Origin of the sequence: Geobacter grbiciae, assembly GCF_018531165.1 — a bacterium.
GTDB classification, from domain to species: Bacteria; Desulfobacterota; Desulfuromonadia; order Geobacterales; family Geobacteraceae; genus Geobacter; species Geobacter metallireducens.
Genome location: NZ_JAHDIW010000028.1, coordinates 1 through 22,986 on the forward strand (window position 1 = coordinate 1; position 22,986 = coordinate 22,986).

18 protein-coding genes are annotated in these 22,986 nt (G+C 55.7%); 1 reads left to right on the top strand and 17 read right to left on the bottom strand.

Annotated features, from left to right (window positions below):
* A partial coding sequence (locus KJB29_RS19895) for a hypothetical protein (RefSeq protein WP_215735796.1) occupies positions 1-237 on the top strand: 237 nt, incomplete at its 5' end.
* Positions 238-247: 10 nt separating this feature from the next.
* On the opposite strand, the gene KJB29_RS18480 is transcribed toward KJB29_RS19895, so the two are convergent.
* The 17 genes from KJB29_RS18480 to traN all read right to left on the bottom strand — a co-directional run bounded on the left by KJB29_RS18480 (position 248) and on the right by traN (position 22,985).
* Positions 248-2,062 carry a phospholipase D family protein gene (locus KJB29_RS18480; protein WP_215735797.1) on the bottom strand — a complete coding sequence of 605 codons (1,815 nt, stop codon included), beginning with the start codon at positions 2,060-2,062 and terminating at the stop codon, positions 248-250.
* A complete protein-coding gene (locus tag KJB29_RS18485) occupies positions 2,056-3,285 on the bottom strand; it encodes a DUF6361 family protein (protein ID WP_215735798.1) in 1,230 nt (409 codons plus the stop codon). Before KJB29_RS18485 ends, KJB29_RS18480 begins: the two co-directional genes overlap by 7 nt.
* A 49-nt stretch (positions 3,286-3,334) precedes the next feature.
* Positions 3,335-4,939 carry an AAA domain-containing protein gene (locus KJB29_RS18490; RefSeq protein ID WP_215735799.1) on the bottom strand — a complete coding sequence of 535 codons (1,605 nt, stop codon included), beginning with the start codon at positions 4,937-4,939 and terminating at the stop codon, positions 3,335-3,337.
* Between the two features lie 4 nt (positions 4,940-4,943).
* The gene (locus KJB29_RS18495) at positions 4,944-7,595 is read right to left on the bottom strand and encodes a hypothetical protein (RefSeq protein ID WP_215735800.1); all 2,652 of its coding nucleotides are present in this window, start codon (positions 7,593-7,595) and stop codon (positions 4,944-4,946) included.
* 2 nt (positions 7,596-7,597) lie between these two features.
* On the bottom strand, positions 7,598-9,757 hold the full coding sequence (locus KJB29_RS18500) for a hypothetical protein (protein ID WP_215735801.1): 2,160 nt from the start codon (positions 9,755-9,757) through the stop codon (positions 7,598-7,600).
* Positions 9,750-9,959, bottom strand: a complete 210-nt coding sequence (locus KJB29_RS18505; RefSeq protein ID WP_215735802.1) for a helix-turn-helix domain-containing protein — start codon at positions 9,957-9,959, stop codon at positions 9,750-9,752. Before KJB29_RS18505 ends, KJB29_RS18500 begins: the two co-directional genes overlap by 8 nt.
* A gap of 758 nt (positions 9,960-10,717) precedes the next feature.
* Positions 10,718-11,032: a hypothetical protein gene (locus KJB29_RS18510; RefSeq protein WP_215735803.1), complete on the bottom strand. Its 315-nt coding sequence runs from the start codon at positions 11,030-11,032 to the stop codon at positions 10,718-10,720.
* A gap of 1 nt (position 11,033) precedes the next feature.
* Positions 11,034-14,642 (bottom strand): conjugal transfer protein TraG N-terminal domain-containing protein, encoded by a 3,609-nt coding sequence (locus KJB29_RS18515; protein WP_215735804.1) that lies wholly within the window; start codon positions 14,640-14,642, stop codon positions 11,034-11,036.
* On the bottom strand, positions 14,620-15,360 hold the full coding sequence (locus KJB29_RS18520) for a hypothetical protein (protein WP_215735805.1): 741 nt from the start codon (positions 15,358-15,360) through the stop codon (positions 14,620-14,622). The genes KJB29_RS18515 and KJB29_RS18520 overlap by 23 nt, the downstream gene beginning before the upstream one ends.
* Positions 15,361-15,369: 9 nt before the next feature.
* Complete coding sequence (locus KJB29_RS18525; protein WP_215735806.1) at positions 15,370-15,621, bottom strand: hypothetical protein; 252 nt, start codon at positions 15,619-15,621, stop codon at positions 15,370-15,372.
* A 10-nt stretch (positions 15,622-15,631) separates the two neighbouring features.
* Entirely contained in the window at positions 15,632-16,126 is a 495-nt protein-coding gene (locus KJB29_RS18530) for a S26 family signal peptidase (protein ID WP_215735807.1), read from the bottom strand.
* Positions 16,104-16,334 (bottom strand): hypothetical protein, encoded by a 231-nt coding sequence (locus KJB29_RS19465; RefSeq protein ID WP_246562040.1) that lies wholly within the window; start codon positions 16,332-16,334, stop codon positions 16,104-16,106. The genes KJB29_RS18530 and KJB29_RS19465 overlap by 23 nt, the downstream gene beginning before the upstream one ends.
* 188 nt (positions 16,335-16,522) lie before the next feature.
* A complete protein-coding gene (locus KJB29_RS18540) occupies positions 16,523-17,509 on the bottom strand; it encodes a type-F conjugative transfer system pilin assembly protein TrbC (protein WP_215735809.1) in 987 nt (328 codons plus the stop codon).
* A complete protein-coding gene (locus KJB29_RS18545; protein ID WP_215735810.1) occupies positions 17,485-18,507 on the bottom strand; it encodes a TraU family protein in 1,023 nt (340 codons plus the stop codon). Before KJB29_RS18545 ends, KJB29_RS18540 begins: the two co-directional genes overlap by 25 nt.
* A complete protein-coding gene (locus KJB29_RS18550; protein WP_215735811.1) occupies positions 18,491-18,961 on the bottom strand; it encodes a hypothetical protein in 471 nt (156 codons plus the stop codon). Before KJB29_RS18550 ends, KJB29_RS18545 begins: the two co-directional genes overlap by 17 nt.
* Entirely contained in the window at positions 18,958-19,614 is a 657-nt protein-coding gene (locus KJB29_RS18555; protein ID WP_215735812.1) for a hypothetical protein, read from the bottom strand. The genes KJB29_RS18550 and KJB29_RS18555 overlap by 4 nt, the downstream gene beginning before the upstream one ends.
* The gene (gene traN / locus KJB29_RS19470) at positions 19,611-22,985 is read right to left on the bottom strand and encodes a conjugal transfer protein TraN (RefSeq protein ID WP_246562048.1); all 3,375 of its coding nucleotides are present in this window, start codon (positions 22,983-22,985) and stop codon (positions 19,611-19,613) included. The genes KJB29_RS18555 and traN overlap by 4 nt, the downstream gene beginning before the upstream one ends.
* Position 22,986 lies beyond the last annotated feature (1 nt).

Consider the following 22,986-nt stretch of genomic DNA (forward strand, 5'->3'; position numbering starts at 1 on the left):
CTGCTGCTGTTTCATGTTTACCTCCCTCTCGGTAGTTTACCAAGCGGGAGTGTCCATCGTCATCAGGATACCTCAGGTCTTGGCGATAATTCCCCGTGCAACGAGCGTTTTCCCGAGTCCAACTTCATCGGCGACCAGAAAACGGGAAGTCGAGTCATCACCATAGAGCCGCTTGAAGACGTACGTCACGGTCTTCCTCTGGAAGTCTTTCAGACCGGCCAAAGCGGGCGCCGATGAAAAGCGGTTGCTATACATCACGCCCCCCAATGGCAGATTCAAAAACCGTCCAGAGGTTTAAAAAATCCTTGGGAATAATGGCATTCTGGCTCCCCTGGGACAGATCACGAACCAACCCCGAGATCTCCGATAGCCTCTCCGGGTGTCGGCTGAACGTGCGTGTCAGTTCTTCCAGTAGCGGGACATCCTCACCGTTGGCCAGCCGGGCCAACCATTTGGCGAACCCGGAGCCATTGCCGGGATCAAGTCCGGATACCGAATCATCACCCAGCAAGAGCAGGAGGTAACGAATGAATCCATCCTTATTGCTGATCACGGTTTGCAGGATGGCGGCATTGCGTCCCTCCGGAACGCCTGTAACGGGAAGATTCAGTACAAATCTGGCCGTAACATCAGGATGGTTGGTCTTAAGTTCAAATGCTATAAGGCCCGTCACAGAAGAGGCGGAAAACTCTCCGAGCCTGATCCCACCATGATCATCGCTGTCCAAAATGCTCACCGCGAAATCTCGCGTGACGGTTATCGGCCATGCAGAAGCACTGACACCCACCTCAAGGGATGGAATTTCTCCAGTCAGTACCAAAGCCCACAGACCGTCTTTCGATCCGGGGCTACACTCGATGGACAGAGCTACTTCAGATAGCCGGGAGCGAGCCTTCTCAACAGACTTCTCAGCCTCCTGCTTAACAGCATCAATCTCTGCCTCCTTGGTCGCGTCAAAGTCGACAAGATATTCACCCAATCCGTCAGCGCCAAGAAGCTCGTCGATGCCGCCGACTTTGTTTTTCCTGCCAACCAGCCCGACCAGAATCTCGATATTCTTCGAAGCATTTAGTGCCGCGTTGGTCGCATTTGCGGACCCCATTACTACATGGGTGTAGTCGGAATAGTATCGAGTCTCAAACAGATACACCTTCGCATGAAGACCTTTTGCAAACGGTTGTTCAGCGACATCGTCTTCCTCGCCATCCTCGGTTTCCGCTGCTTCATCCAAATTGAGGCATTTGGAGAAGAGCTGAAGAGTGTCCTTCTTCAGGGCTGATAATGACTCCGGCCGTGAAATCAATGCATCAGCGACCTTGGCTTGCTTCACCAAAGCTCGCAGGACTTCGTCAGAGCAAAAAGGCGAGATGACGGCCATCCGATTCGCTGTGGGAGGCTTCCAGTCAAACCCTTTCGCTCCCGGGAGATAGAAGGTCAGCTCGTCAAAGCCGTCGGGGAGTTCCCATTGAACTCGTTGCAGGTACTCAGCGAACCTGAGCGCTTGCTCGACTCGGCCCGCGTCTGTTTGTCCTGTAGCCAGATCAGGAAGCAACTTGAAGAAATGCGTCAACGGCCTATTTGAATTGTACTTTCGTCGTGCAATCGTGCCTTCCAACTGAAGCGACAGGTCCCAGGATTGATCGGTGGTCATATTTCTCGTCAGCACCACCAAGCGATACATCGAACTGCTTTGGTCAGGGCTGACAAAACGGATTGCCCAGACTTTTGGATGAAAGACGCCTCCGCCAGGAGCCGTAACCTCTACAACCATTTCCTCCAGAAAACCAAACAAGGGGTTCGGCTTTGCAATCTGGGGCACCTGAATACGTCCTCGTTGCACATAGACGGTAATTCGTTTCGAGTACCTTCGTATGGCTTCAAGTACAGACAACGGGTCAGGGTCTATCTGACCATCCGCCGCCATTAACGCCAGGTAGACAGGAGCCTGAAGCAGTAAGGCTGGGTCCATCGAAAAGGTGGTCGCTATTGCCTCATCGAAAATCATTCCCGGCGGAGGGGTCAATGCAGAGGTATAAAGGCTCCGGGAGTTTGGATTCAGCATTGCTCCTCCCGGTTCATGCCCTGGTGTAAATCGTTCAAAAGCACCTTCACATTCGGCCACCGATAGACGAGTTTCCCAACGCCGGAGTACCCACCCCACTGCTCAAGCGCCCTCTGGTTTCTGAACCGGGAACGCGTGCCTTTGAGTTTCATTTCCCTTCTTTTGATCAAGTTGAGCGCTTCGGGGTTAGAAAGGAGGTCGTTAGGGGACTTCTGGCTATGGTCGATCCACCGTTGAACAAAGGATCTCGTTTGTGGAGTGATGGTGTGGCCGTGATCCATGGTCAACTCCCAAAGGCGGCTCACCGACCAGGTGTGAATCTCCTCTATGGGGAGGTTTGTCACCCATTCGTCAAAACTTGCCTGATGCTCGGCGACAAGTTCGTCATGGTTTCGAAGCCTGGAGAGCTGGACGTTATACGAAAGTGCCGCCCCATGCATCACTTCAGAGAAAAGCCGTGCATGGGTCAGGAGTTCTTTGTGTTGCTCGGAAAAGCTGCCGTAATCTGGATGTTCCCATGGAGCGTGGGTGTCGGCAGGCTCGCAGTGCAACGCCAAGAAAGAGAGAAGGCTGTTGGGGCAAGCGACCTGGATGAGATCCCGGATAAATTCGGCTTCCTCCCGGGACAAAGCAAAGTCCACCTTTGAAGGAAAATCTTGTGGAGGAGCGGGCAATCGTGGATGCCAACTGAGTGTGGCCATTCTCTGCTCAACGTCAATGTCGTCTCCTCGCGACTTGGCGTCTTTCTCGAGAGCCTTCAGGGCATTCCTACGACGGTAGGTTTCGTCGATGCGTCTGTGATATTCGTCCTGAGAGAATGGGGTGAGGCGTATCCCCCAGGCACTGAGACCGGCCCAGTAGACTGAGCTGGGCAATCGTTTGAGCTTCTTTCCTGCGGTTTTCCCAAATACACCAGTCTGATCATTGGAATCCATCAAAGGCTGAACTAGGTCTCTTTCCAGCTTGTCAGCATTGATCGCAAAGCTCTCCGCTGGTAGTCGTTTCTCTTCCAGGGAATGGTAAATCCATGGCACGAAAAGCATGTAGCGGAGGCGCGTCTGGATCGTGCTTGTGCCGGGGAATAACTGGTCGGCAAAGCTGTCCCGCACGGAGCCGAGTCCGAGCTCGTCACGACTTTCCTTTTCCTGGAAAAGGGAAAGGATGCGAAGTGTGCGCTCCCTCGCTTTCGAGTCATGGTCAATCCATGCAAGGACGGAAGGCATAGTTCAGTACCCCCTTCGCACTGCCACAAAGGGATCGGTGTTGGATGCATCAAACCCCATTCTCGTAACGTCCCCTCAATTTGCATCTCATGGTCGACAGAGCACCGCGTTCAAAGAACGGCAAGTCGATGGTATCGCATACCGAGCTGCAATACTGCTCGGCAAAGAGTTGCAGGTGAGCAGCGTCACGGGCCACGTCCGGATCGGAGGGCAGGTACTGGAGAAGCGCATCGCTGATAAGCAACACAAACTTGCTTCTCGCCCGGGTGAGCGTCACATTGAATCGTCTCGGGCTCAGGATGAATTCGTCTTCGGAAGCGACAAAATCCCGGTCGGCTACCACATAACTGGAAAGGATCAGGTCACGCTCCTGGCCCTGAAACCGGTCTACGGTGTCAACAAATGGGGGTGGGTCCATCGTCATACCAGCCGCGTCCACGAGCAGATTTCTGATAGATGCCATCTGGGCTCGGTGGGGTGTTACGATGCCGATTTTCTGCGTCCAAAACTCCTGTGGGCTTACTCCGGGTTGCTGTCTATCGACCAATTTCTTGTACAAAAGGGTCATAGCGGAAACGATCTGCGCCTCGAAAGGATTCGATAACGTATAGGTGTTGGCGGAGTAGCTTATCACCACCACAGGGCAGGCAGGATCAAGAATGCGGAGTAACTGGTCGGACCATGGCAACTGCTCAGGCCAGTCGGCAGGCTTGGTGTCGATGTTGATTGTGAGATCCAGCTTTCTCTCAGGGAAGAACGCCTCGTATTCGTTCTTATAAAACCGCTTACATGGCCAAGCGGAAATTTCCACGTTGGTCCGGTAATTGTGTTTAAGCTGCACCGGGGTGATGCCGTGCGTCTCCTTCATGTAAGAAAAAATGCAGTCGAACAGCCCCTGTACGCTGTCCTTCATCTGGAAGCCGTAGATCGGACCAAGCTGCCGGTCGTCACCCGCAAGGACAACATGTCCATCAGACTTCAAAAGCAGAAAGTAGGCCGCAGCTGCAGCAACTTGCACCTGTGATGCCTCATCGATCACCAACAGGTCAAACCATTCGGCGGTCGGCTCGCTATTCTGGTGGTCTTTTTCGGCCAGACGCCCAAGTTGTTGCCAGGTTCCACCAACGATGATGATCCCAGGATCGTTGCCCTTCAGAGCATTCACAAAGCCCTGTGCCCTTGTGGAGGTCCTCGGCATATCTTCGATCTGATCACTCAAGGGAGGTGCAGATGTATCGCTCCTCACTCTTGTGACACGAACCGGGCATGTTAGCGCGCCGATCATGGCCGTCCGCCTGTTGAGCAGCTCCAGTATTTCGTTGAGGACGTTATCGATAGCATTGTAGTTGCTAGACCCGATACCGATACGCAGCGGAATTCTCGCTTCGGCATAATGCTCAATCCACCCAAGAATAGTCCCGGCCAAAACCGTGGTCTTTCCAGTTCCCGGCGGCCCCCAAAGCAAAGAAATCCTGTTTCCGAATGCATCGTGGAAAAGGGATTCCTGCTTTACGTTAAAGGCATCCTTCAGATATGGTGTTACCTTCGCATACAACTCGTTGGTGTCAGCGAATGTTTTTCCTGCCGCCAGCGAGCCGGGGGTATACATCAGGCTATGGGCTGGTTCAGTCATTTTTGTCGGTCTCGTAGCCATTGCCTTACCTCCGCTTACTGACACGTTTGATTGGTGCGGCTTTGCCGCCGACAGCTCTCAATGCCTTTTCTATCCTGTCGCTTGAGAAATCCCGATACATTGGATCGAGGACAAGCGGTGAGTCCAGCGCCACGAGTCCTTGGTCGACGGCAAACTGAAAGAGCCCCTGGTGTCCTGGCTTAAGGACTACATAGGGATTGTCCTGCATGGCCTCCAACCGAATGACCTCCACCTGAAGCAATGCCCCGATCGACTTGTTGGTCATCCATCGCTCGGTAAGGCCGTGTTCGCCAAGCAGTTCTTCGGCATCCTGGAAGCCCAGTCCAAGTCGGCGACGCCAAGGTTCGTCGAGATCCAGGTATTCATTCTCGTTGGATAGGGCAACGGTAAATTCACCTTCCTTGATTCGGGAGTCCCGGCTGGTCGTAGAAAAATCGAATACATAGAGTGTGTCGTGTTGGTACTGCGGGTTCGCGAACTTGATCTCATCGATGATCGGATCGGACTCTGCTTGAGGCTTCAAAGTTAGCCCGCGAATTGAGAAAAACCTCGCCTCCCGTTCATCGACAGGCAGTGAGCGAGTATTCCGGTTCTCCATTTCCTGGCACGCAACATTGAGCTTCTCAAAAGCGATCAGGCTTCTTGCCGCCTCTGGCACGCTTGCCTGAGAGGACCTTGCGGCAGAGAAACCGCTCTTTTTCAGTACCAACCTGTCCTTGTAGTTCTCACGCAGTCTCCGGACGATGTGCTGCAAAGCTTGCAGGTGAACCTTTGTGGCCCGCTTGATGCCATCGTAGAGTTCGTCCCGGGAGTAGCGCCTCCACTTGGACGGGTCCGTAGGATGAAGTTTGTCGAAATGGCGGACGAAGATTTTGTCCTGCCAAAGCTCATAGGCTCGCTCGAAAGGTATCTGATCGCTCATTGGGGTAGCGAATCCAAATGGCAAATCGAACTTATACGGGGTGCCATCCTCCCTGACATTTGGGAAGAAACTGTTCGCTGCATCAAAAAGGGAATAATCGTGGGTAACCGGTAGTCCAACGAGCATTCGAAGGACTTCCTTGACGATTGTCCCAGGCTGGGACTTGAAAGCATCCGGATCAGGTAACAGGCTGTCCGGTGGGAAGAATCGGGTAAGCACCTCGATCAGTTCGATTACGTCAGGGTTCTGCATATGACGCTCGAACATGCGCTTGAGCTGACGCACCTCCAGCATGTCCCAGAAGAAGATATGTGAAGAGAGACGGTCTCGAGCGGGTAGACCTGTGTTGACGGTCGACACCTCCTCCAACCACTCAGAAACCACAGTCGCAAATTCCTTCAGCCTTTCGCGTTCTGTTTCCGGGTTCATCGCATCGACGCGGTCGACGATGAAAATCTTTTCGTCCGTTACCGGAGGATCGCCAAGGTTTCGGCCGTGTGGGAAATAGAGCCGCGCCGCGCCCAAGGCAAACGAGATGCCAGAGCCCGGGTCGAAATGAATCGTGATAAAGATGCTTTGGTCAGTCCAGGCAGGAATCATCGCACTGTGCCGCCCTTCGACCGGTAAGGGTGCCCCCTCGGTCAAGGAACGGGCACGAGTTGCCAGCGCTGGCCCATCCGCCCGCAACTGGTGGCTGGAGTCGATAACGGATTGCCACCGATGATCGGCGGTAGTCACGGCCTCGGTTAGTTCCGCCGTAGTGGTGATGCCGTTTGAACGGAGCAATTCAGCCTGCCCCTGATTGAGCCAGGCCAGCCGGGAGAGGTGATCACATGCGGATGCTTCCTCTCGGCAGTAGCGAACGTAGTCGCAAAGCTGGCACTTGGGACCAACATGCCAACTGACATCCTCCATACCGGTCTGCAGAACCCGGAGAAGACGATCCTCGAAAAACTGCTTCACGTGAACTTCATAGACTTCATACGGTACCCGAATCAACGTCTCGCTGAGGGCCTCGGAAACGGGATCTGATGCTCCCTTGGCCTGATAGAGCTGGACCAGGTTCCGGAACGCATTGATGTCGTGGCTGCCGGGCCAGATGGTGCCTTCCGCCGAAACAGCATATCTACCGCTCAGCCCTTCTTGCTCAATGGCTGTGGCCAATGCCAGAGCGTAGTAGGTCACCTCTGTGAAATGCCTTAGAGATGGCTCAGCAGCCATCTTCACATCGATAATATGGATTTCATATTCAGGCACAGTCCCATTACCGATCAGCGGTGCACCAGTACCACCTGGACGAATCCAAAGGATGTCCGGGCGAACTCTTACCGGATCAAGACCGTAATCATCGTATGCCTTTTGAAGGCCGGGAGTAATGTTCGTGGGTACCGTGAATTCCGCCTCGATTATTGCCTGCGGTGGTGTCTGTTGCCGTAGGAGGTCAAAGAGGTTCTGGATCTTCTTAAAGGGCTTGCGTCCCAGAAGATCATCGACCTTATCCTCGAGAAGGAACACTACTTTCCCCCCATCTGAGGTGTCGATCAGATCCTGATATTTGTCGGCCTCCCAACGCCGTCCGGCTGCTTTGATGAGCTCAATACCGGGGCGCTTGTAGGTTTCGGCCGAGACGCCAAGTGAGTCCCTTTCAGTATCACTGGCCAGACGAAACCGAAGAAACCGGTCGCAATCGAATTTGAATGTAAGGGCAAGAGTTCCTTTATCGAGTTTCGCCATCACTACTCTCCTGGGGGTGGTATGTTCTTCAATGCATCCGACATCAGTCGCGTGCTGGCACCTTCCTCGCCTAAGAAACTTCCGCTGACGACCAATGCCCGAGCCAAATTGGTGAAATCGGGTATCTTGAAGCCGATCCGTTTGTGTGTTGACAAAGATTGAAAATAGGAACTCGCCTCCAAGATGGCGTCATTGATGGCTGTTTCGCTAATGACCGAAACACCCCCTTTGATGACACCTTTCTTTTTACGGCAAACTAGCACCGCATCCCATTTGATGGTCCCATCGTAAGTATGAAGGCCTCCTTGGCCTTCGCCGCGCATGGGCAGAACCTTGGTTACCGAGAGCCCAGAATGAAGCAGAGCAGTGCCAAGAGCATCCCATGCCGATGCGAGTTTATGGTGGTATGTGAACACGCAGATCCCGTCCGGCTTGAGCACGCGGTTGCATTCCATGAAAATCTGCTGAAGCCGTTCCTGGTACTCCTTAATCGCCTCGTCGGACCGTCGCGTGATGGCAAGGTTCTGAAGGATCGGAGCCGAAGTGATGTTATCGTCGTATGGAGGTAGTGCAATTCCCAAAGCCTGATGCCAGGCCAGATAGAAGTCTGAGAGTTCTGAATAGCTCAGATTGTCGAAATAAGGCGGATCAGTTAATACGAGATCCACAGACCCGTCCCGGAGCAAATGTAGCTCTTCGGAAGACTGCGTTTCAATCGCCGCCGTGGCGCAGCCGTTTAATACATCATCGACAGAGCCAAGGCAGGCCTGTTCGCGCTCAAAGTCATCTTCATATGCGATTCTGGTGCCTTCCGGATGCAGTTCTTCGGGCGCTTTGGCGAAGGCAATCGCCTTCGATATTTTCCGGACCGTATTAATGAACGTTCCCCGCCCGACGCCATCTTGCCAAGGGTTCAGTTCGACCGGACGGGTAATGTGCCGGTAAGAGTGAATGGAAAACATCGGGCTGGCTCTGCGATAACCAAACGCATAGGCCGTGTACATGCAATTGGTGGTTAGATGCTCACTGAAAGCCAGCTCCAGGCAGCGTCGCGCCTCATCGTTTTCCACTCGATTGACGGCCGAACCTAGAAGGTGCAAGTGGAGCTTCTGCCGGTCGTTAAAAAAATCTGCGTAATGCCGAATTCCGTGGATCAGCGGTCGACCATCCGAGCGCCCCTCGCGGGGAATGCTTCTCGTCGGCACAAGCAAGCCGTTCCCGATCATCCGCAGCTTCCGCGTGGCTCGGTCATGCAAAGCCTGGTCCGCCTCTTCGGCACGCTTGAAATGCCTTGTGCAGTTCTTGCCCGCTCCGACCAGATACTCTTGGGCAAAGAGCTTCCAATGGGGGCGTTCGGCACTATCAAGGTCATCCGCAGCGATCTTTTGAGTGTGCTTGCAGGTCGGGCAGGTCATGATCCCCTTACCGTGCGTGCCCGCGCTGATTATGGTACGCTTGCCGCAAGAGCAGTGCAGCACCTTACGCTCAATCGGCAATTCGTGGACCGCATGGCAATCCTTACAGAACACCCACTGCAAGCCCTTCTCTTTAGAGTAGGCCAGTTGGAAATGTGGATGGAGCTCTACGTCGCTCTGGCAATTTGAGCACTGCTTCACCTGTACCCAAAAATGGTGGAGAACATCCCGTTCGACGCCGTCCACCATGGTCCGATGCAAGGGCGTAATGAGGCGAGCAACCTCATTGCAGACCTGATCGATTTCAGGGTAGTGATCTTCCATTCGGGAGGCGGCCAGTTCAAAACGGGTAATAAACGTCGCGACCGGGTCGATATCAAAACCAATCACCCGGGCGTTGCAGCGCATGGATTCCACTAGGCTTGTCCCGCCACCTATGAACGGGTCGAGAACTACAGCGCCATGAACGGAGGTCCGGCCGAGATAGGTATCCCAAAAGACATCTGACTTTTCAGGGGGAAGCGTCAACGCGGTTAGAATCGAACGAAACTGAGAGCCCACCCGGCGGGCAAACCAGCGGTGGACCCGATACAAAGGATTCGAGCTCTGTCCTTCACGCAGGGCAAGCTCGGCGATTTGGGCAATGGGAATATCACCCGCCTCCAGCAGAGTCCGAGCAGGCCAACCGTCAAAGGCGTCGCCTCTGCGGTTTTCAATGATCTGCTTTGCCTGACCTGTTTTAAACATGGGACTCCTGTCTCGTCTTGTCCGTTGCGCCGCCAGCCTTCACCCACTCATCGACTTCGTCCTTCTTAAACTTCCATAGACGCCCCATTCGGTGAGCAGGCATGCTGAATCGTTCAATCCAACGATATACAGTGTCACTACTGACACCAAGGTATTTGCATATTTCATCTACTGATAGCCAACGATCTTCAGTCTCAACCATGTCAATCCCTCATGGATAGTACATCCCCGTCAATCAAGGGCGTGAAGACAAATAACTGGACACACTTCACCCAGATTAATATCTTTAAATACGCTAAGTTAGACAAACTGTCAACCGCTTTTAGCCGCATATGTCGGCATTAAACCGCTTATGAAAGGATTAGGCCGAAGCTTATTGAAAATTCAGTGAATGCACACCAACCAGAATACTGCCTAGTTTATATGGACACAAACTATATTCAGCCCTTCTATGTTGCACTCTGTCGAAACAGGACAGTGTGGTGCAACATATTGAAATATTTACATTACGATGCGAATTTAGATTGACAATTCATTTCAGGCTGGTCAAACTTAACCTGAAATACTGAGGAGCTTTGACCGTCGAGAAAGGAGGGAGGATATGATGGCGAGAAAATTTCACGCAATCGTGATATCGGCAGCTGGAACCGTCCTTCCGTGCCTTCTCGCGGGGGCGTTGGTTGGGTGCTTCTTTACATCATCCTTCTGGTACTGGACATTAGGAATAGCGGCGTTAGCTCTCGTTTACATTATTCTTGACCGAGTTCCTCTGAGACTGTACATCGGCGCATTGAACGGCTTTTCCTTGTGGCCACTTCTCAAGTATGGGTATGCAGCCCCAGAACTGCGGCCTACAATGTCAGCTGCGGAATATGAATGGTACATGAACTGGATAATCTACAGCACCCCTTTTCGCCTTTTCCGTGATCGCCGAAGGAAGAAAGACTCTTCAAATTTTCATCACTGGTGAAGGCGAGCATACTCCCATGCCCCGCTCAATTTCAGGAGCTTGTCTCGGTTAATTTCGATGCAGCCATGATAGGGTGCAACAACAGCATAGGGATCGGATTCATAGAAATGCACATTTGAGCCTTCTGATTGCTCAAGATGTTCAAGAGCCTCGAAGGGTATTGGAATTTGAACCCCTGAAACATTAAGAGCAATCCCATATTCCTCCAGACCAAATTCCACATTTTCCATCGGTCCTGCCGGCACATATCCATTTCCCATAATTGCGATTATCCCATCAGAAACGAAGAGTATCTTTTCTATCACACTACCTCCTTGTCCCTCTTGGCTGAGGCCCGCCGCCTCTGGGAAGCGGTGAATTTTTACTTTGGTGCTGGAGAATTTTACTTGTTCTTTGCATTTGCTGCTGCACACTTCGAGATTGCTGTTCCGCTGCTCGTGTTATATCGCGCTCTGCCGCACTTGCAGCAGCGCTTGTCGCCTCCTCTCGTTTAGTCACAGCAGCTTTGTAAGGGCCCACCGTTTTTGCGACATCACCTACAATACCAGCTGTTTCGTGTAATGCCCCCTGTCCAACCGCAATCGTAGTTGCAGCCGTACCCGCATTGATGGAACGCCCATCGGTAAACTCCTGAGAAGCAGCACTGCCTGCCAGATTCTGTCTGGATTCGACCCTCGTTCCAACAACCTGTGAACTCGAATAATCCGCCTTGACCCCGCCATCGGCATGAATACTCCCGGTGATCCCCCCGCCTGACCTGGTACTGACCACCGCCGCCCCTTGCTGCGACATCTGGACGAACTGATCCTCGGTAATCTCGCTGCGCTTGCCGGCAACCATATTCCCACTCTTATCCATCTTCCCCTGCACCTGCGAATAGTGCAGATTGCCGTCTTTGTCCTTGGCGTACATCAGCACATTGCCGTCGAGGCCGTTTGAGAATGAGCCTCCCACCACCTCCATCTTACCGGTCTTCTCGTTTTTAGCGTAATACCAGTCGCCATTGACCATCATCTGCTTACCGCCGGCCTGGATCATGTACGATCCTGACTTCCGGGACACATTCAGCGACTGGTTCTCGTAGCCGGTCTTGATGAAATCCCCGACGGTCTTGCGTAACCCCTTATCGACGGTCGATACATTCCGATCCAACCGCTCGATGTCGGTACCAGTCCTACTCTGACCGAGATCGAACTTCTGTACCCGCCCGCCCTGATCGATGCTGAATGATGCGAGATTGCCGTTACGGTCGTAATCCGCCTTGTAGTCGAACGCCTGGCCTGACAGCCTGGCGACATGGGCGGCAGCGCTCTGGAAACCGGCTCCCTTGAGCTGCTTCTGCAGATCGAGCGACTTGGCCCTGTCCCCCTTGGCGACAGTGCCCGCTTCGGTGGAGTTCACGACACCGCCGTCCATGCCGACATTGACGACGCTCTTGCCGTCGGCGGTCGTGAAGGTGATGTTCTGCCCCTCCATGGCCTTCTGCATTTCGGCAAAGCCCCGTTCGGTCAGGTGGCCGTTCTGGTACATCTCTGGATCGTTGGTGAGATGTGGCGCCACCTTGCCAACCATTTGGTCAGCCGCGGAATGGACCAGTTGATTGCGGGCGATACGTCCCGACACGTCGTTGCCGATAAGCTGTTGGTAGTTGTCGTATCCGCCGCCTGCATAGATCCCCTGTATCTTGCCGCCGGTCTCTGTCGCCACGACACGGCCAGCTTCCGTTCCTGCTGCAACCGGGCCGCCGAACTGGTTCGAGAGTCCGGAAACCTCCGAAGCCAGCTTACCCTGATTGAACAGGGAATTCATCTGCATCAGGTGCGCTGAGGAGATCCCGTAGGAGTCGGCAATCGTCCTCACGGCATCGGCATTCGCATAGTCCCCCAGAGCAGACATCTCCGAGCGAAGTGAATTGAACTCGCGCCAGTTGCCGCTGAAACCCAGTGACCTGGCACCGGCATAGGCACCCATTTCACCCTGAAGCTGACCGACACTCTTGTCCATATTGGCGGTCAGGAATCCGGCATAGTTGTCGCCATTGCCGAAGACATTGGCCAGGGCCCGGTCATTGGCAACACCCATCTGGGCGAAGGCCTGGGTATCGCCACCGTAGCTGTTGCCTACCACATCCCTGACCGCTGCCGACTTGTCCATCCCGAGACGACCATCGAAGGATTTCAGATCATAGGATGATGACAGGCCGTTCTCCCGCATGGCCCTGCCGGCACCGCCGAAACCAATTGACCTTCCAATCTCGCTGTCAGCAGATATCCGACTCGAAAACTCCATGCCGAAATCCCGGATCATGTCGCTCGAAGCCGTGGTCTTACCAGACATACCGACCAGGGACTGCGCCTGCCGTGCCTGGAAGCTATGCTCATTGCTCCAGGCCTGAGTCGGCATTGCGGTCACATTACGCTGCATGGCCGAAGCTCTGCCGGCAGGATCTTCAACCTCATGTGTAGCACGGTTGCCTGCAGACTGAACCTGACTGACCATCCCACCGGCCATCATCGCCATGGCATGACCGCCGAATCTGATCAGCATCCCGGTGATGACCGTGGCCAGCATCATGCCGCTCATCCGGAGCGTGCCGAACATCCCGAGGATCTTCACGGTCTGGTCAGGAAAGAAGTAAAGCGCATCCATGCCGAGCTTGTTCTGGCGCACCATCTCGTAGGCCTGGTTGGCGTAGTCCACGGCGAACTGATGGACGATGGCATCGGTCACCCCCCAAGCGGTCAACCAGATAAAGAATCCGGCGATGATCCCCACCGCCTTACCGATCAGCGGTGTGGGTATGAAGAGCGCCAGGAACGGCAGCAGCCCGACAGCAATGGCCGTGAGCGCCGCCTTCAGGATCGGCAGCCACTCGTTGGCCGACTTCATGGCGCCGGAGGCGTTCAGCAGGAACTGGTAGTTGGTGGCGCCGGCGGCATTGCCGCTGCGAAAAATCTCTTCCAGCCGCTGGGAGATGTAGGCCTGCTTCAAGAAGTCATCGATGCTCGCCGCCCCGAGCCCGGTCCCGCTGTTCACGTTGTTCAGGACCGTTTTGCACTGGTTGACGGCTGCAGCATCGGTCACGTCATAGCCGAGGTTGGCGCAGACCGATTCGATGTTTTTACCAAGGTTGGCCGGAGTGAGCGCCCCCTTGATGTTGGTCCAGGCGTCGGTGCAGGTGAGCGCCTGTCCCTGGGGGTTAGCGCCATCATAATAGACCGTCCAGATGGCCGGGTTGACCGCCTTGTCCAGGGAACCGACAAAGTTGGTGGTCATTTTCCGGAGTTCATCCACCGTCAGGTTGGCGTTGGGATTCATCAGGGCATAGGAGACGCAGTCCTTGACGTAGCGCCGCATGGAAGCGTCCAGGTTGCTGTCCACCGCCGACAGGGGGATGCTGGTGAGCTGGGCGAGCCCCAGGAAACCTTTTCCGCCAGCCTGGGTCTGGTAGTTCAGGGGATCACCGGCTGTGGTGACGATATCCACCAGTCCTCGCTCGACCTTGTTCAGAATACCGGCCACGGCCACCACGCCATCCGGGATACCGCCCACTGCCTGGTTCTTGTTGTAGACCGGGTCGTAGACATGGATTGTACCCTTCGGGACCACCAGTGCCAGGTAGACCATGACGCCGATCAGGGTCGGCACGATCCAGGTCATGACCGAACCGTTGGCGGTCCCCAGCGACTTGGCGAACACCGTCACGCCGCCGAAGAATAGCCCGGCGGTGATGACCACGAAATAGAGCGACTTGTAGGCATTGTCGCCGAAGATCAGCGCCAGCTTGCCGAAGGCGTTCACCACGGCGTCATGGCCTCCCCAGACATAGAACTCCATGTCCAGGGCCAGCGCCATGGTCGGGATCAGCACCAGCAGGAGTGCCAACCCCAGCCTAGATACGGTCCGAATCGACATGAACGACTCCTGCGGCGATGAGTTTACGGTTGCGCAGCCATGCGACGAACATGGCGGCAATGGGGATGATGATGAACACCGCCGTCGACACCAGGACGAAGTAGGCGGAGATGAGGAAGATCCCCTTGAAACCCTGAACCCAGTAATAGACCTTCGCGACGGCTGCAGGCGTGGTTTTAGCGTAATAGAGTTTTGCCACGGCCCAGATCACGTTGCTGTCCGAAAAGATCTTGAAGTAGAGGAAATGGAAGGCGATGAAGGCCACCACTGCCTTGACGACCGCCCCGAAGACCATGCCCCCCAGGAGATTCAGTACCATGGCCCGGGTGTACTCGCCGATGAAGCAGGTGGAGGCCTTGGCCATGAAGATCGCGTACCCCAGCGAAAAGCCGAGAGCCAGTAGGAAGGCGCTGAACTTGTCGAACAGGGTCGGTGACGGGTCGCCGAACATGGGGATGTACTGCTCGATCACCCCGATGGCGATGGGAGTGAGGAGCGCCGAGACGATACCCGAGGCAAAAGAACTCCGGAACCCCACCTCCATGAACTCCAGCCGCTGCTTGGTGGTCAGGAAGCGTGACTTGATCATGCAGCCACCCAGTTCGTTGGCGAAATTCTGATCTATATAGGAGATCGCCTCCAGGAGACCTCGCGGGTGGATCTCGTTGCTCTGGGGAACCGGCATTACATCCGGCGAGCTGTTGCTGTCCTTCGACACTGCGTCCTCCTATCCCGTAAATGACATGACCAGATTCATCACCCCACCCCCATAGGCAACGATGGCCGCCAGCAGCAGACAGATGGCAGCCAGGGTCGGATTGCGCTGTCGTACCCCGACCCAGAAAGCGGAGACCACCAGGGCGACGAAGAAGCAGCGCCCCCAGAAGCCATAGAGGATAGTGGCGAAGAGCTTCTGCCAGAAGCCGGTGTATTCGGCCTGCCCCATGTAGTACAGCGGATTGAGTTTATCGATGGGCACGCAATTCCTCTCAGAAGATCGGGTAGGCTCTCGCCAGGATGCGGCTCTTGTCCACGAAGCCGAAATACCGCGAATCGTAGCTGTCCTTGTGCTCACCCATCACGAACATGGCCCCCTTGGGGACCATACCGTTGAAGGCGAAGTGCTGCAGCGGCGCCCCCTTGAGTGAAAAGTCCTTGGCCCTGACCAGATACTCGCCGTTGCAGTAGAACTTCTTCTCCGCGTCCACGGTGAGCAGGTCTCCCTCGTTGCATCCCACAAGCTTCATCATATCCTCCGACTTCTTCATCCCGATCCTGGACGCCAGTTCCTTGTCGTGGAACAGGACATACTCCCCCCGTCCCACATGGTCAGGGTTCCGGGTTAGCCAGTAGACCCGGTGTTTGAGCGATGGTGTCAGGGTGACGCTGATTTTATAGGGAAGCAGCGTTCCTGCAATAAGAAGACAGGTGATCGCCATCCAGAGCCGCCAGTTGCGGAAATCAAGGTTTAACGGTTTCGGCATTGCGCACCACCGCGTCACCCATGATGACCACCCGGTTCTTTGGTATGGATGTGATGACCGCCTCTAGGCGGTCGAAACTCTTCCGCAGATCGTCATCGCTCAACTTGCCGGCAAGGTAGTTGTCCCGCTGCTGGGCGATGTACCCCTTGATATCGACGGCCACGACCTTCTGGGCGTACCAGCGGTCATACCCCGTGATGGTTGCCAAAGATGCTCCCAAAGATACCACCAAACAGACACCAATCAGGGCCAGTGTGCCTGGTTGCCGTTTGGGATACTCTCTGGGATATGTATTGGGATGCTCTTTGGGTACCGAAACGGCATCCTTATTCTCAAGGGGCTCGCTTGTTTCAGTGCTGGTCTCTTCACTCATTGATAGTGACTCTCTTTCCATGTTCATTTCCTGTTTCCCGGAACAGCAAGGAGCGCAGCCAGGGAAGCCGATCCGCTCTCCCTTCGGATCTGGTCGAGCAGGTATTCCAGGTTGGCATCGCCGTACGCAGCATAGTGGCCAGTGATGGTGGTGTTCTGGGGATCGCCCTCGCTCAAACCGGTATCCTCGGCCTTGAGCCCACGGGCATAGACCACGGCGGGAACCCGGTCGATCCGGTACCGGCGAAACAGCAGGGGATCGACGACCAGGCCTGCCGGCAGCATCTCGCAGTCACCGTCCTGGGGACGGCACGCCGGGTCGCGCTGCAGCACCGAAGCGATGAAACCGATGGTCGGCTGAATCTTCGTCACTCCATCCACGAATCCACGCATGACCAGGGAAACGTTCGGGTCACCAAGGCGGGCCACGGAAGCCGCATAGTTCCTGATGGTCGCAAGCGGCATTGCCGACGAGATGAAGACGTAGACCCGCTCGGAAGCGGACAGCTTTCCATTCGGCGCCTGTTTGCCCTTGTCTGCGTAGTAACCGGTGATCTTGTCCCCAAATACTTCTGATTTGATCCTCTCTGTCTCGTTCAGCACCCGCAGCTGGAATTCATCCGAGTGGTAGTACGAATCGAGCGTGCCGGCCAGGGAGGTCATCTCCTTCTCATGCCGGTTCCCGGGAACGGTCATGCGCTCCGCAAGCCGGTCGGCATTGGACAGGGTATTGGCCAGGTCCGGCACGGTCAGCCCCTCCACGTCAGTCTCCTTCCATAAGGTGCCCTCCACAACGACCTTCACTTTCTTCAGCGTTGACTGGATGAAGGCCCGGCCCGGCTTGCCGGTGCAGGCGCCGACTTTCCTGAGATGGACCGTATCCTCCGCCACCCTGTCCACCACGCAGCAGGTGTCGGGAGTGGCGATATACCCGGGAGTGCCGGCAGCGGCAACCACGCAGGGCGAGGCGATCGTAAGCCAGGAGATCAATTGAGTGCATAGCCGACGCAACAGACCCTCCTTCTTGTCAGTGACCAGAGAAAATTGTCCGGCGAGGTGTTGGTTGTACCGAAGGGTGGATTCTTTGCCGTCCCCCAGAGCAACGACGGCCTGCCGATGGGGATGCAGTCGTTGCCGCGTACCGGCCTGGCAACCTGGAGCCGGTAATTGCTTTTGACCAGAATTGGAGTGACGACACCGGCGCTGGCGCACTGGTTGATGCCGGTATCGTAGAGGAGCGTCTCGCGCCCGAGCTTGAACAGCATCCGTGCCGCCAGGCCGGCATTGACGTTGAACGGGTTGTTCTCGATCATGCTCCCCGACAGGGGGTAAAACGAGCCCCAGCTCCCCATGCACCAGAACAGGGGATCGATAGGATACGACATGGTCGCCCCCACGCTGTCGGCAACGCACGCCAGTTGCGACACCGGATTACCGAACAGAAGCGCCTCCGGGTTGATGATGAACGACAGGCTGTCATCGTTCCACATGGGGTCCACTTCCGTCATGTAGGCCAGGTCGAAGGCCTTGTTCTCGGCGCAGGGGAAATCCATGAAGAGCTTCAGGATCGACCAAGCCGGGAAATAGAAGTAATGGGCCTGCTGAAAGGCATAGTCTGAGTCACCGTACTCTTTGCTGCGGTTCTCACCGGACGAGAAACCCGGCTTCGGGTTGGTCATGCCGGTGCCCATGACCGGGAAACAGAATGGGTCCTTCACGGTCTCGATCAGTCGGGCATGCTCCCAGAAGGCGGTGGACACCCCGATGATAAGGACACCTTTACTGTCCGGGCAGGCACAGACCGGCGAGGTGACATTGCCGGGAGCCGGTTCGGCGCCGTTGCCGTAAGAGACGCTACCCATCTTCACCGGGAACATGCACTGCCAGCAGATATCGGTCACCGGGTTGAGCACCTTCCCCTTGCAGGAGCCACCGGCTCCATAGGCGAGTGGCGCTGCCAGGATGAGCATGACCAGCGTGAAGATCGAGATGCTATTGTTCAGGTTCATCCTCATACCGCACCTTGAATTCGGACCCTTCGTCCGTGATGATGATGGCCGACCGGCTCTTTCCGGTCGGATAGCGACCGACAGTTCCTTTGCCAGTGGAGGAGCTTCTGTTGACCTGGAGCTGCTCCGGCGATATTTCACCCCAATCACGGGCCCGGAAACGGCTCTGCATTGCCAGCACCTCTTCCATGAATTTGCCATCGCTGCTGAAGTCATCCAGGACCCTGCGAGTCAGCACGAATTGTTTACCCCGATCGGCATCCGCCCCCTCGGATGCAGGTCTGGTAGCAGCTCTGCCAGCCATCGCCACCCATTTGATCGGTGCAAGGATCGGCGCTGCCACGGATGGCAGGCAAGATGTCTCCTCAACCTTTGTCCATGTCTCGTGGGAGCACCCGGCGCACAGCGCAAGGATGCATGTCATTGTGAAGCAGTGTACTTTCTGCGACTTCATTGCGATCCCTTCCTGTCATGCATTGTTTTGCCGGCTGCCTTGGCATGACCTGCCGGCAGTTTTACTTCAGTTACCTCCATAACCCGCCCCTTCTGCCTGATCACGGAAGGCACAGCCTTCAGCTTGAGGCGTTCAATCATCTTCCGGTCGGCATAGAACAAGGGACGACTGATCCGTTTCGACACGGTTCCGAAACTCCCCTCGGTGAGGAGAAGCGTTACATCGAGCCGTTTGTCATACTCGGATGCGGCAAACCACTTCACCTGCCCCGGGTCGGTACCGTCGATGACCACGAGAGTCTTCGGATAGGTCACGTAATCGAGGGGGTTGAAGGTGTACCCCTTCGGATAGAGGACTCCACCCTTACCGTCGGGGACATCAATTTCGGTGGTATAGGTCATGTCAACCGGGAAGCTCCGGTTCTGCCTCGCTCGCGGCAGGCGCACCCTGTCCGGCGGTCCCTGGTAGTTCTCGATCTTGCGCTTGTCCAGCACCTTGTGCCAGTCCACCTGTTTGGCCCTTTCCTCGATCTCGGTCAAGGCATCCCGCTCCGCAATTCGGTACGTCATGCCGAAGTTGCCAAGCTCTTTGGCCTGCACCGATGAAACACACACCACAAGGCCAATCGCTGCCAATCCCATACGCATGATCATTTCGTGGTCGCCTGATACTTGTTCTGGATGTTCTGCATGATGGTCTGTTGTGAACCATCGATCTTGGTAGCAAGATCCTTCTGTACGTCTTCGAAGTATTCCGACAGATCGATCCGTGAGAAATCCAGAGCCTGGAATTCGTCGGGCGTGAAGCCGCGGCAGTTGGGAGCTTCGGGTACCCCCCACGCGCCGTTCGGCTGAAACGATTGCAGTTGCGGTCTCCCTTGTTCATGGATGATCCTCGCCATTTTAGAGTTGAAGCAGCAGTAGCTCTTGGCTTTCTGTACACACCCCACCAACGGCCATTTTTTCTGGCAGTAATCCCCCACATAGTGACAGTCCTTGGCGGCATTTTGCATCCCGGTCTGGATATCACCCTGATCGCAACCGCTCCCCATCAGCACCTTCATCACCACCATGACAACAATAGCAATGGCAATGGTGGCTGGGTTGAACAGTGCGGCGGCATAGGCCTGGAGGCCGGCGCCAAGGGCCGATGCCCCGGTGGCGCCACTGGCCATGGTGGCGTATGCACCGGTAGCTGCCGCTCCTGAGAGCGTGGTTGTGGTGCCGGTGGCCGTGACCACAGTCATTGAGGTGACTGCTCCCGTAGCGGTGGTTGAGATCGCCGATATCTGGGCTGCTCCGGTGACCAGCGCATTGCCGTAATAGGCGACCTGGCCGATTTCATAGGCCATCTGGATGCCTTGGGCGGCATACTGGATGTTGCTGCCGGTATCCTCTGAAGCCACCTTGTCGCTTTCGCAGCAGTTGTTCAGGTACCCGACCGTCATCCCTGGTGGACGGCAGCGGGACGCCTTGCCGTTGAAGATGTATATCTGGCCGAGGCACTGACCATTGGGATCACGCGGCCCGTCATCCTGGAGCATCGACTCGTCAAGGGTGGTCGTCACCTCTGATCCGGGCGCTCCGGGATTGAAACATGGGTTCGGGGAGCACTGCATCTTGCCCTGGTATTCCATGCACGCGTACTGGGTTCCGAGCGGACAGGTATTGAACCCCTCGAAGCAACTGTCCTTCTGCGGATTGTAGATACCTGCAGCGCTGCAGATCGGCACCGCCTCGCACTTGCCGATGGGAAGCGGTGTGTAGGTAGTTCCTGCCGGACAGTCGTGCTGAACATCGGAGACGCACTTGTCTAGTGTGGTGGAGAACGTGGTGGTAGCGGCTAGGGAGAAGACCGGGTCCTTGGGACATGCAACGGGTTGAAGACACTTGAAGTCAGCCTGACTCCAGCTGTACGTGCCGCAATTACGGGTCAGCGTGGCCTGGCAGACGTTGAGGATCGTGTCGTAGGCGCCATTGGCGCATACCGGTGACGAGAAACAGAGATTGGCGGCAGCATCAAATGAGTAGGTGCCGCAGTCCCTGGTGAGGGTTGCTTCACAGAGGTCGGTTGTGGTGTTCAGGGTGCCGTTGGGACAGGATGCTGCCAATACACACAGACCGCTGGCGCTGTCATAGGTTCCCTGGCTGCAGGTCGGCGTATAGGCAGCCCAGCAGACATCCATGTTCGGGTCGAAGTTACCCCCGGAACAGGTCGGGTTGGTGGCGGACAGGCACTGGTTACCGTTGATGAGCGCCTGACCGGCGGGACAGACCATCTGGGTCGAGGACATGGTGAACGATCCGGAGAGCATCCAGTCGCTGGCCGGAGAGCCGTCGGCGCAATAGCGATCCATGAAATAGTAGCTGCAGTTGCCTACACTGTCGCATTGCAACGCCGACAGGGCATAACCGGTGCTGGTCAGCTCGGTTCTGTTCAGAAGGCTGAGGGGTGACTGGATCGTAATGGCATCAGATCCAAGACAGCAGTAATTGGCAGCGACATTCACTTGCCCCTGGGGACCATTGGGACAAGAGATATTCACGTTGCAGCAGGAGTCGGCGTAGGATGCGCAGAGGAATGACTTCGGGCTACAGGCAAGCACCTGCTGGGAACTGGCGCTGGTGATCGCATCGCACTTGTTCGTCACCACATTGTAGGTGGTGCCTGCCGGGCATTCGGGCGCCTTTTCACAACGGCCCCTGGAACTGTTGTAGCTGTACCCTCCCGGACATGATGGCACAAAGGGCTGGGCGCATATATTGTAGGTGGCGTTATAGCTGCCATAGGTGCAGATCGGCGACCTTTCGCACTTGCCGGTGACACCGTTGTAGGCATAGCCATTGGCTGTGTCACAGACCGGCATCCAGGCCTTTTCGCACCGATCCTTTGCCACGACGAACGCTCCACCATCAGTGCATGTTGCCGGCTTCACGCAACGGTCGTAGGTCGGACTGGCCGGATTGGCATCATAGGCATAGCCCACGGGGCAATCGTTCTGAACCAATTTCTCACAGCGGTCGGCAACCGGATTGAAGGTGCCGTTCTCCGGACAGACCACGGCCTTGACGCATTTATCGATACCGGCATCCCAGGTGTAGCCGCTGCCGCAGATGTTCTGGGCCGTGGCCTGACACATGTCACGGGTCGTCTCCAGAGTTGAGCCAGCAGGACAGACAGGTGCGGTATAGGTTTCCACGCATTCCGTGGAACCGACCGGACAGAATTGTCCTTGAGTCGTCTGAATGCAGTTGGCTGTTTCTCCCGGGTCACCGGCATAGCCGTTGTTGTTCAGATCCTGACCGCACATGATGTTGTTGATGGCATTGGGATCAGGCGGCGATGGTGGAGGTGGCGGCGGAGGCGGAGTTATCGTGCCGGGATCGATGTACGACAGGGCACAGTCGAGCTTACCGGGAAACTCGACGATCTGTGAACTTCTTGTCCCATCAAGACCGCTGGCCCAGATCCCGTCACTACCCATGACAACTGCCTGCGGGTCCTGTCCGGTATAGGCTCCTGCAGCCGGCCATTTCGTAAAGGCAAGCCTGGAACCGTCAATGGCTGTGAAGCCAACGGAGCCGAACTCCTTCCAGACATCGATATAGGTGCTCTTGTCCGATGAGGATGCCCCCAGATAGGCTCCATAGCGTTTGATCAAAAAGTCCAGAGTCTGCTGGCTGTCCACGCTGACCGGCTTGGCCGCCCCGAACTGCCCAAGCGAAAGCATTCTCTTGAGCGATGCGGTGTCGGTGCCGGTCATCAGATACTCCCGGCTGATGTTCGCCGAGAAGTCGTAATAGATATCAGGAAGCGACTGGCTACCACTGACGGCTGATTTGGCGATGGCGTAGGTCTTGCCGTTGAATTCGGTGAAGAATGCTAGGGCATCGATATAGCGATAGGTGGTGCCCGTCGTGATGGTGTCCTGGCAACTGACCACAGCCTGAGCCGTGCTGGTTACCCCGGAGAGAGAAAGCAGAAGAACGGCATAGAGAATTGAGTAGGCGACACGGAATAGCATC

Coding starts and splice junctions, on each gene's coding strand:
- KJB29_RS18480 (WP_215735797.1), bottom strand. CDS start 2,062: ATGCTGAATCCAAACTCCCGGAGCCTTTATACCTCTGCATTGACCCCT.
- KJB29_RS18485 (WP_215735798.1), bottom strand. CDS start 3,285: ATGCCTTCCGTCCTTGCATGGATTGACCATGACTCGAAAGCGAGGGAG.
- KJB29_RS18490 (WP_215735799.1), bottom strand. CDS start 4,939: ATGGCTACGAGACCGACAAAAATGACTGAACCAGCCCATAGCCTGATG.
- KJB29_RS18495 (WP_215735800.1), bottom strand. CDS start 7,595: ATGGCGAAACTCGATAAAGGAACTCTTGCCCTTACATTCAAATTCGAT.
- KJB29_RS18500 (WP_215735801.1), bottom strand. CDS start 9,757: ATGTTTAAAACAGGTCAGGCAAAGCAGATCATTGAAAACCGCAGAGGC.
- KJB29_RS18505 (WP_215735802.1), bottom strand. CDS start 9,959: ATGGTTGAGACTGAAGATCGTTGGCTATCAGTAGATGAAATATGCAAA.
- KJB29_RS18515 (WP_215735804.1), bottom strand. CDS start 14,642: ATGTCGATTCGGACCGTATCTAGGCTGGGGTTGGCACTCCTGCTGGTG.
- KJB29_RS18530 (WP_215735807.1), bottom strand. CDS start 16,126: ATGCCGAAACCGTTAAACCTTGATTTCCGCAACTGGCGGCTCTGGATG.
- KJB29_RS18545 (WP_215735810.1), bottom strand. CDS start 18,507: ATGAACCTGAACAATAGCATCTCGATCTTCACGCTGGTCATGCTCATC.
- KJB29_RS18550 (WP_215735811.1), bottom strand. CDS start 18,961: ATGAAGTCGCAGAAAGTACACTGCTTCACAATGACATGCATCCTTGCG.
- KJB29_RS18555 (WP_215735812.1), bottom strand. CDS start 19,614: ATGATCATGCGTATGGGATTGGCAGCGATTGGCCTTGTGGTGTGTGTT.
- traN (WP_246562048.1), bottom strand. CDS start 22,985: ATGCTATTCCGTGTCGCCTACTCAATTCTCTATGCCGTTCTTCTGCTT.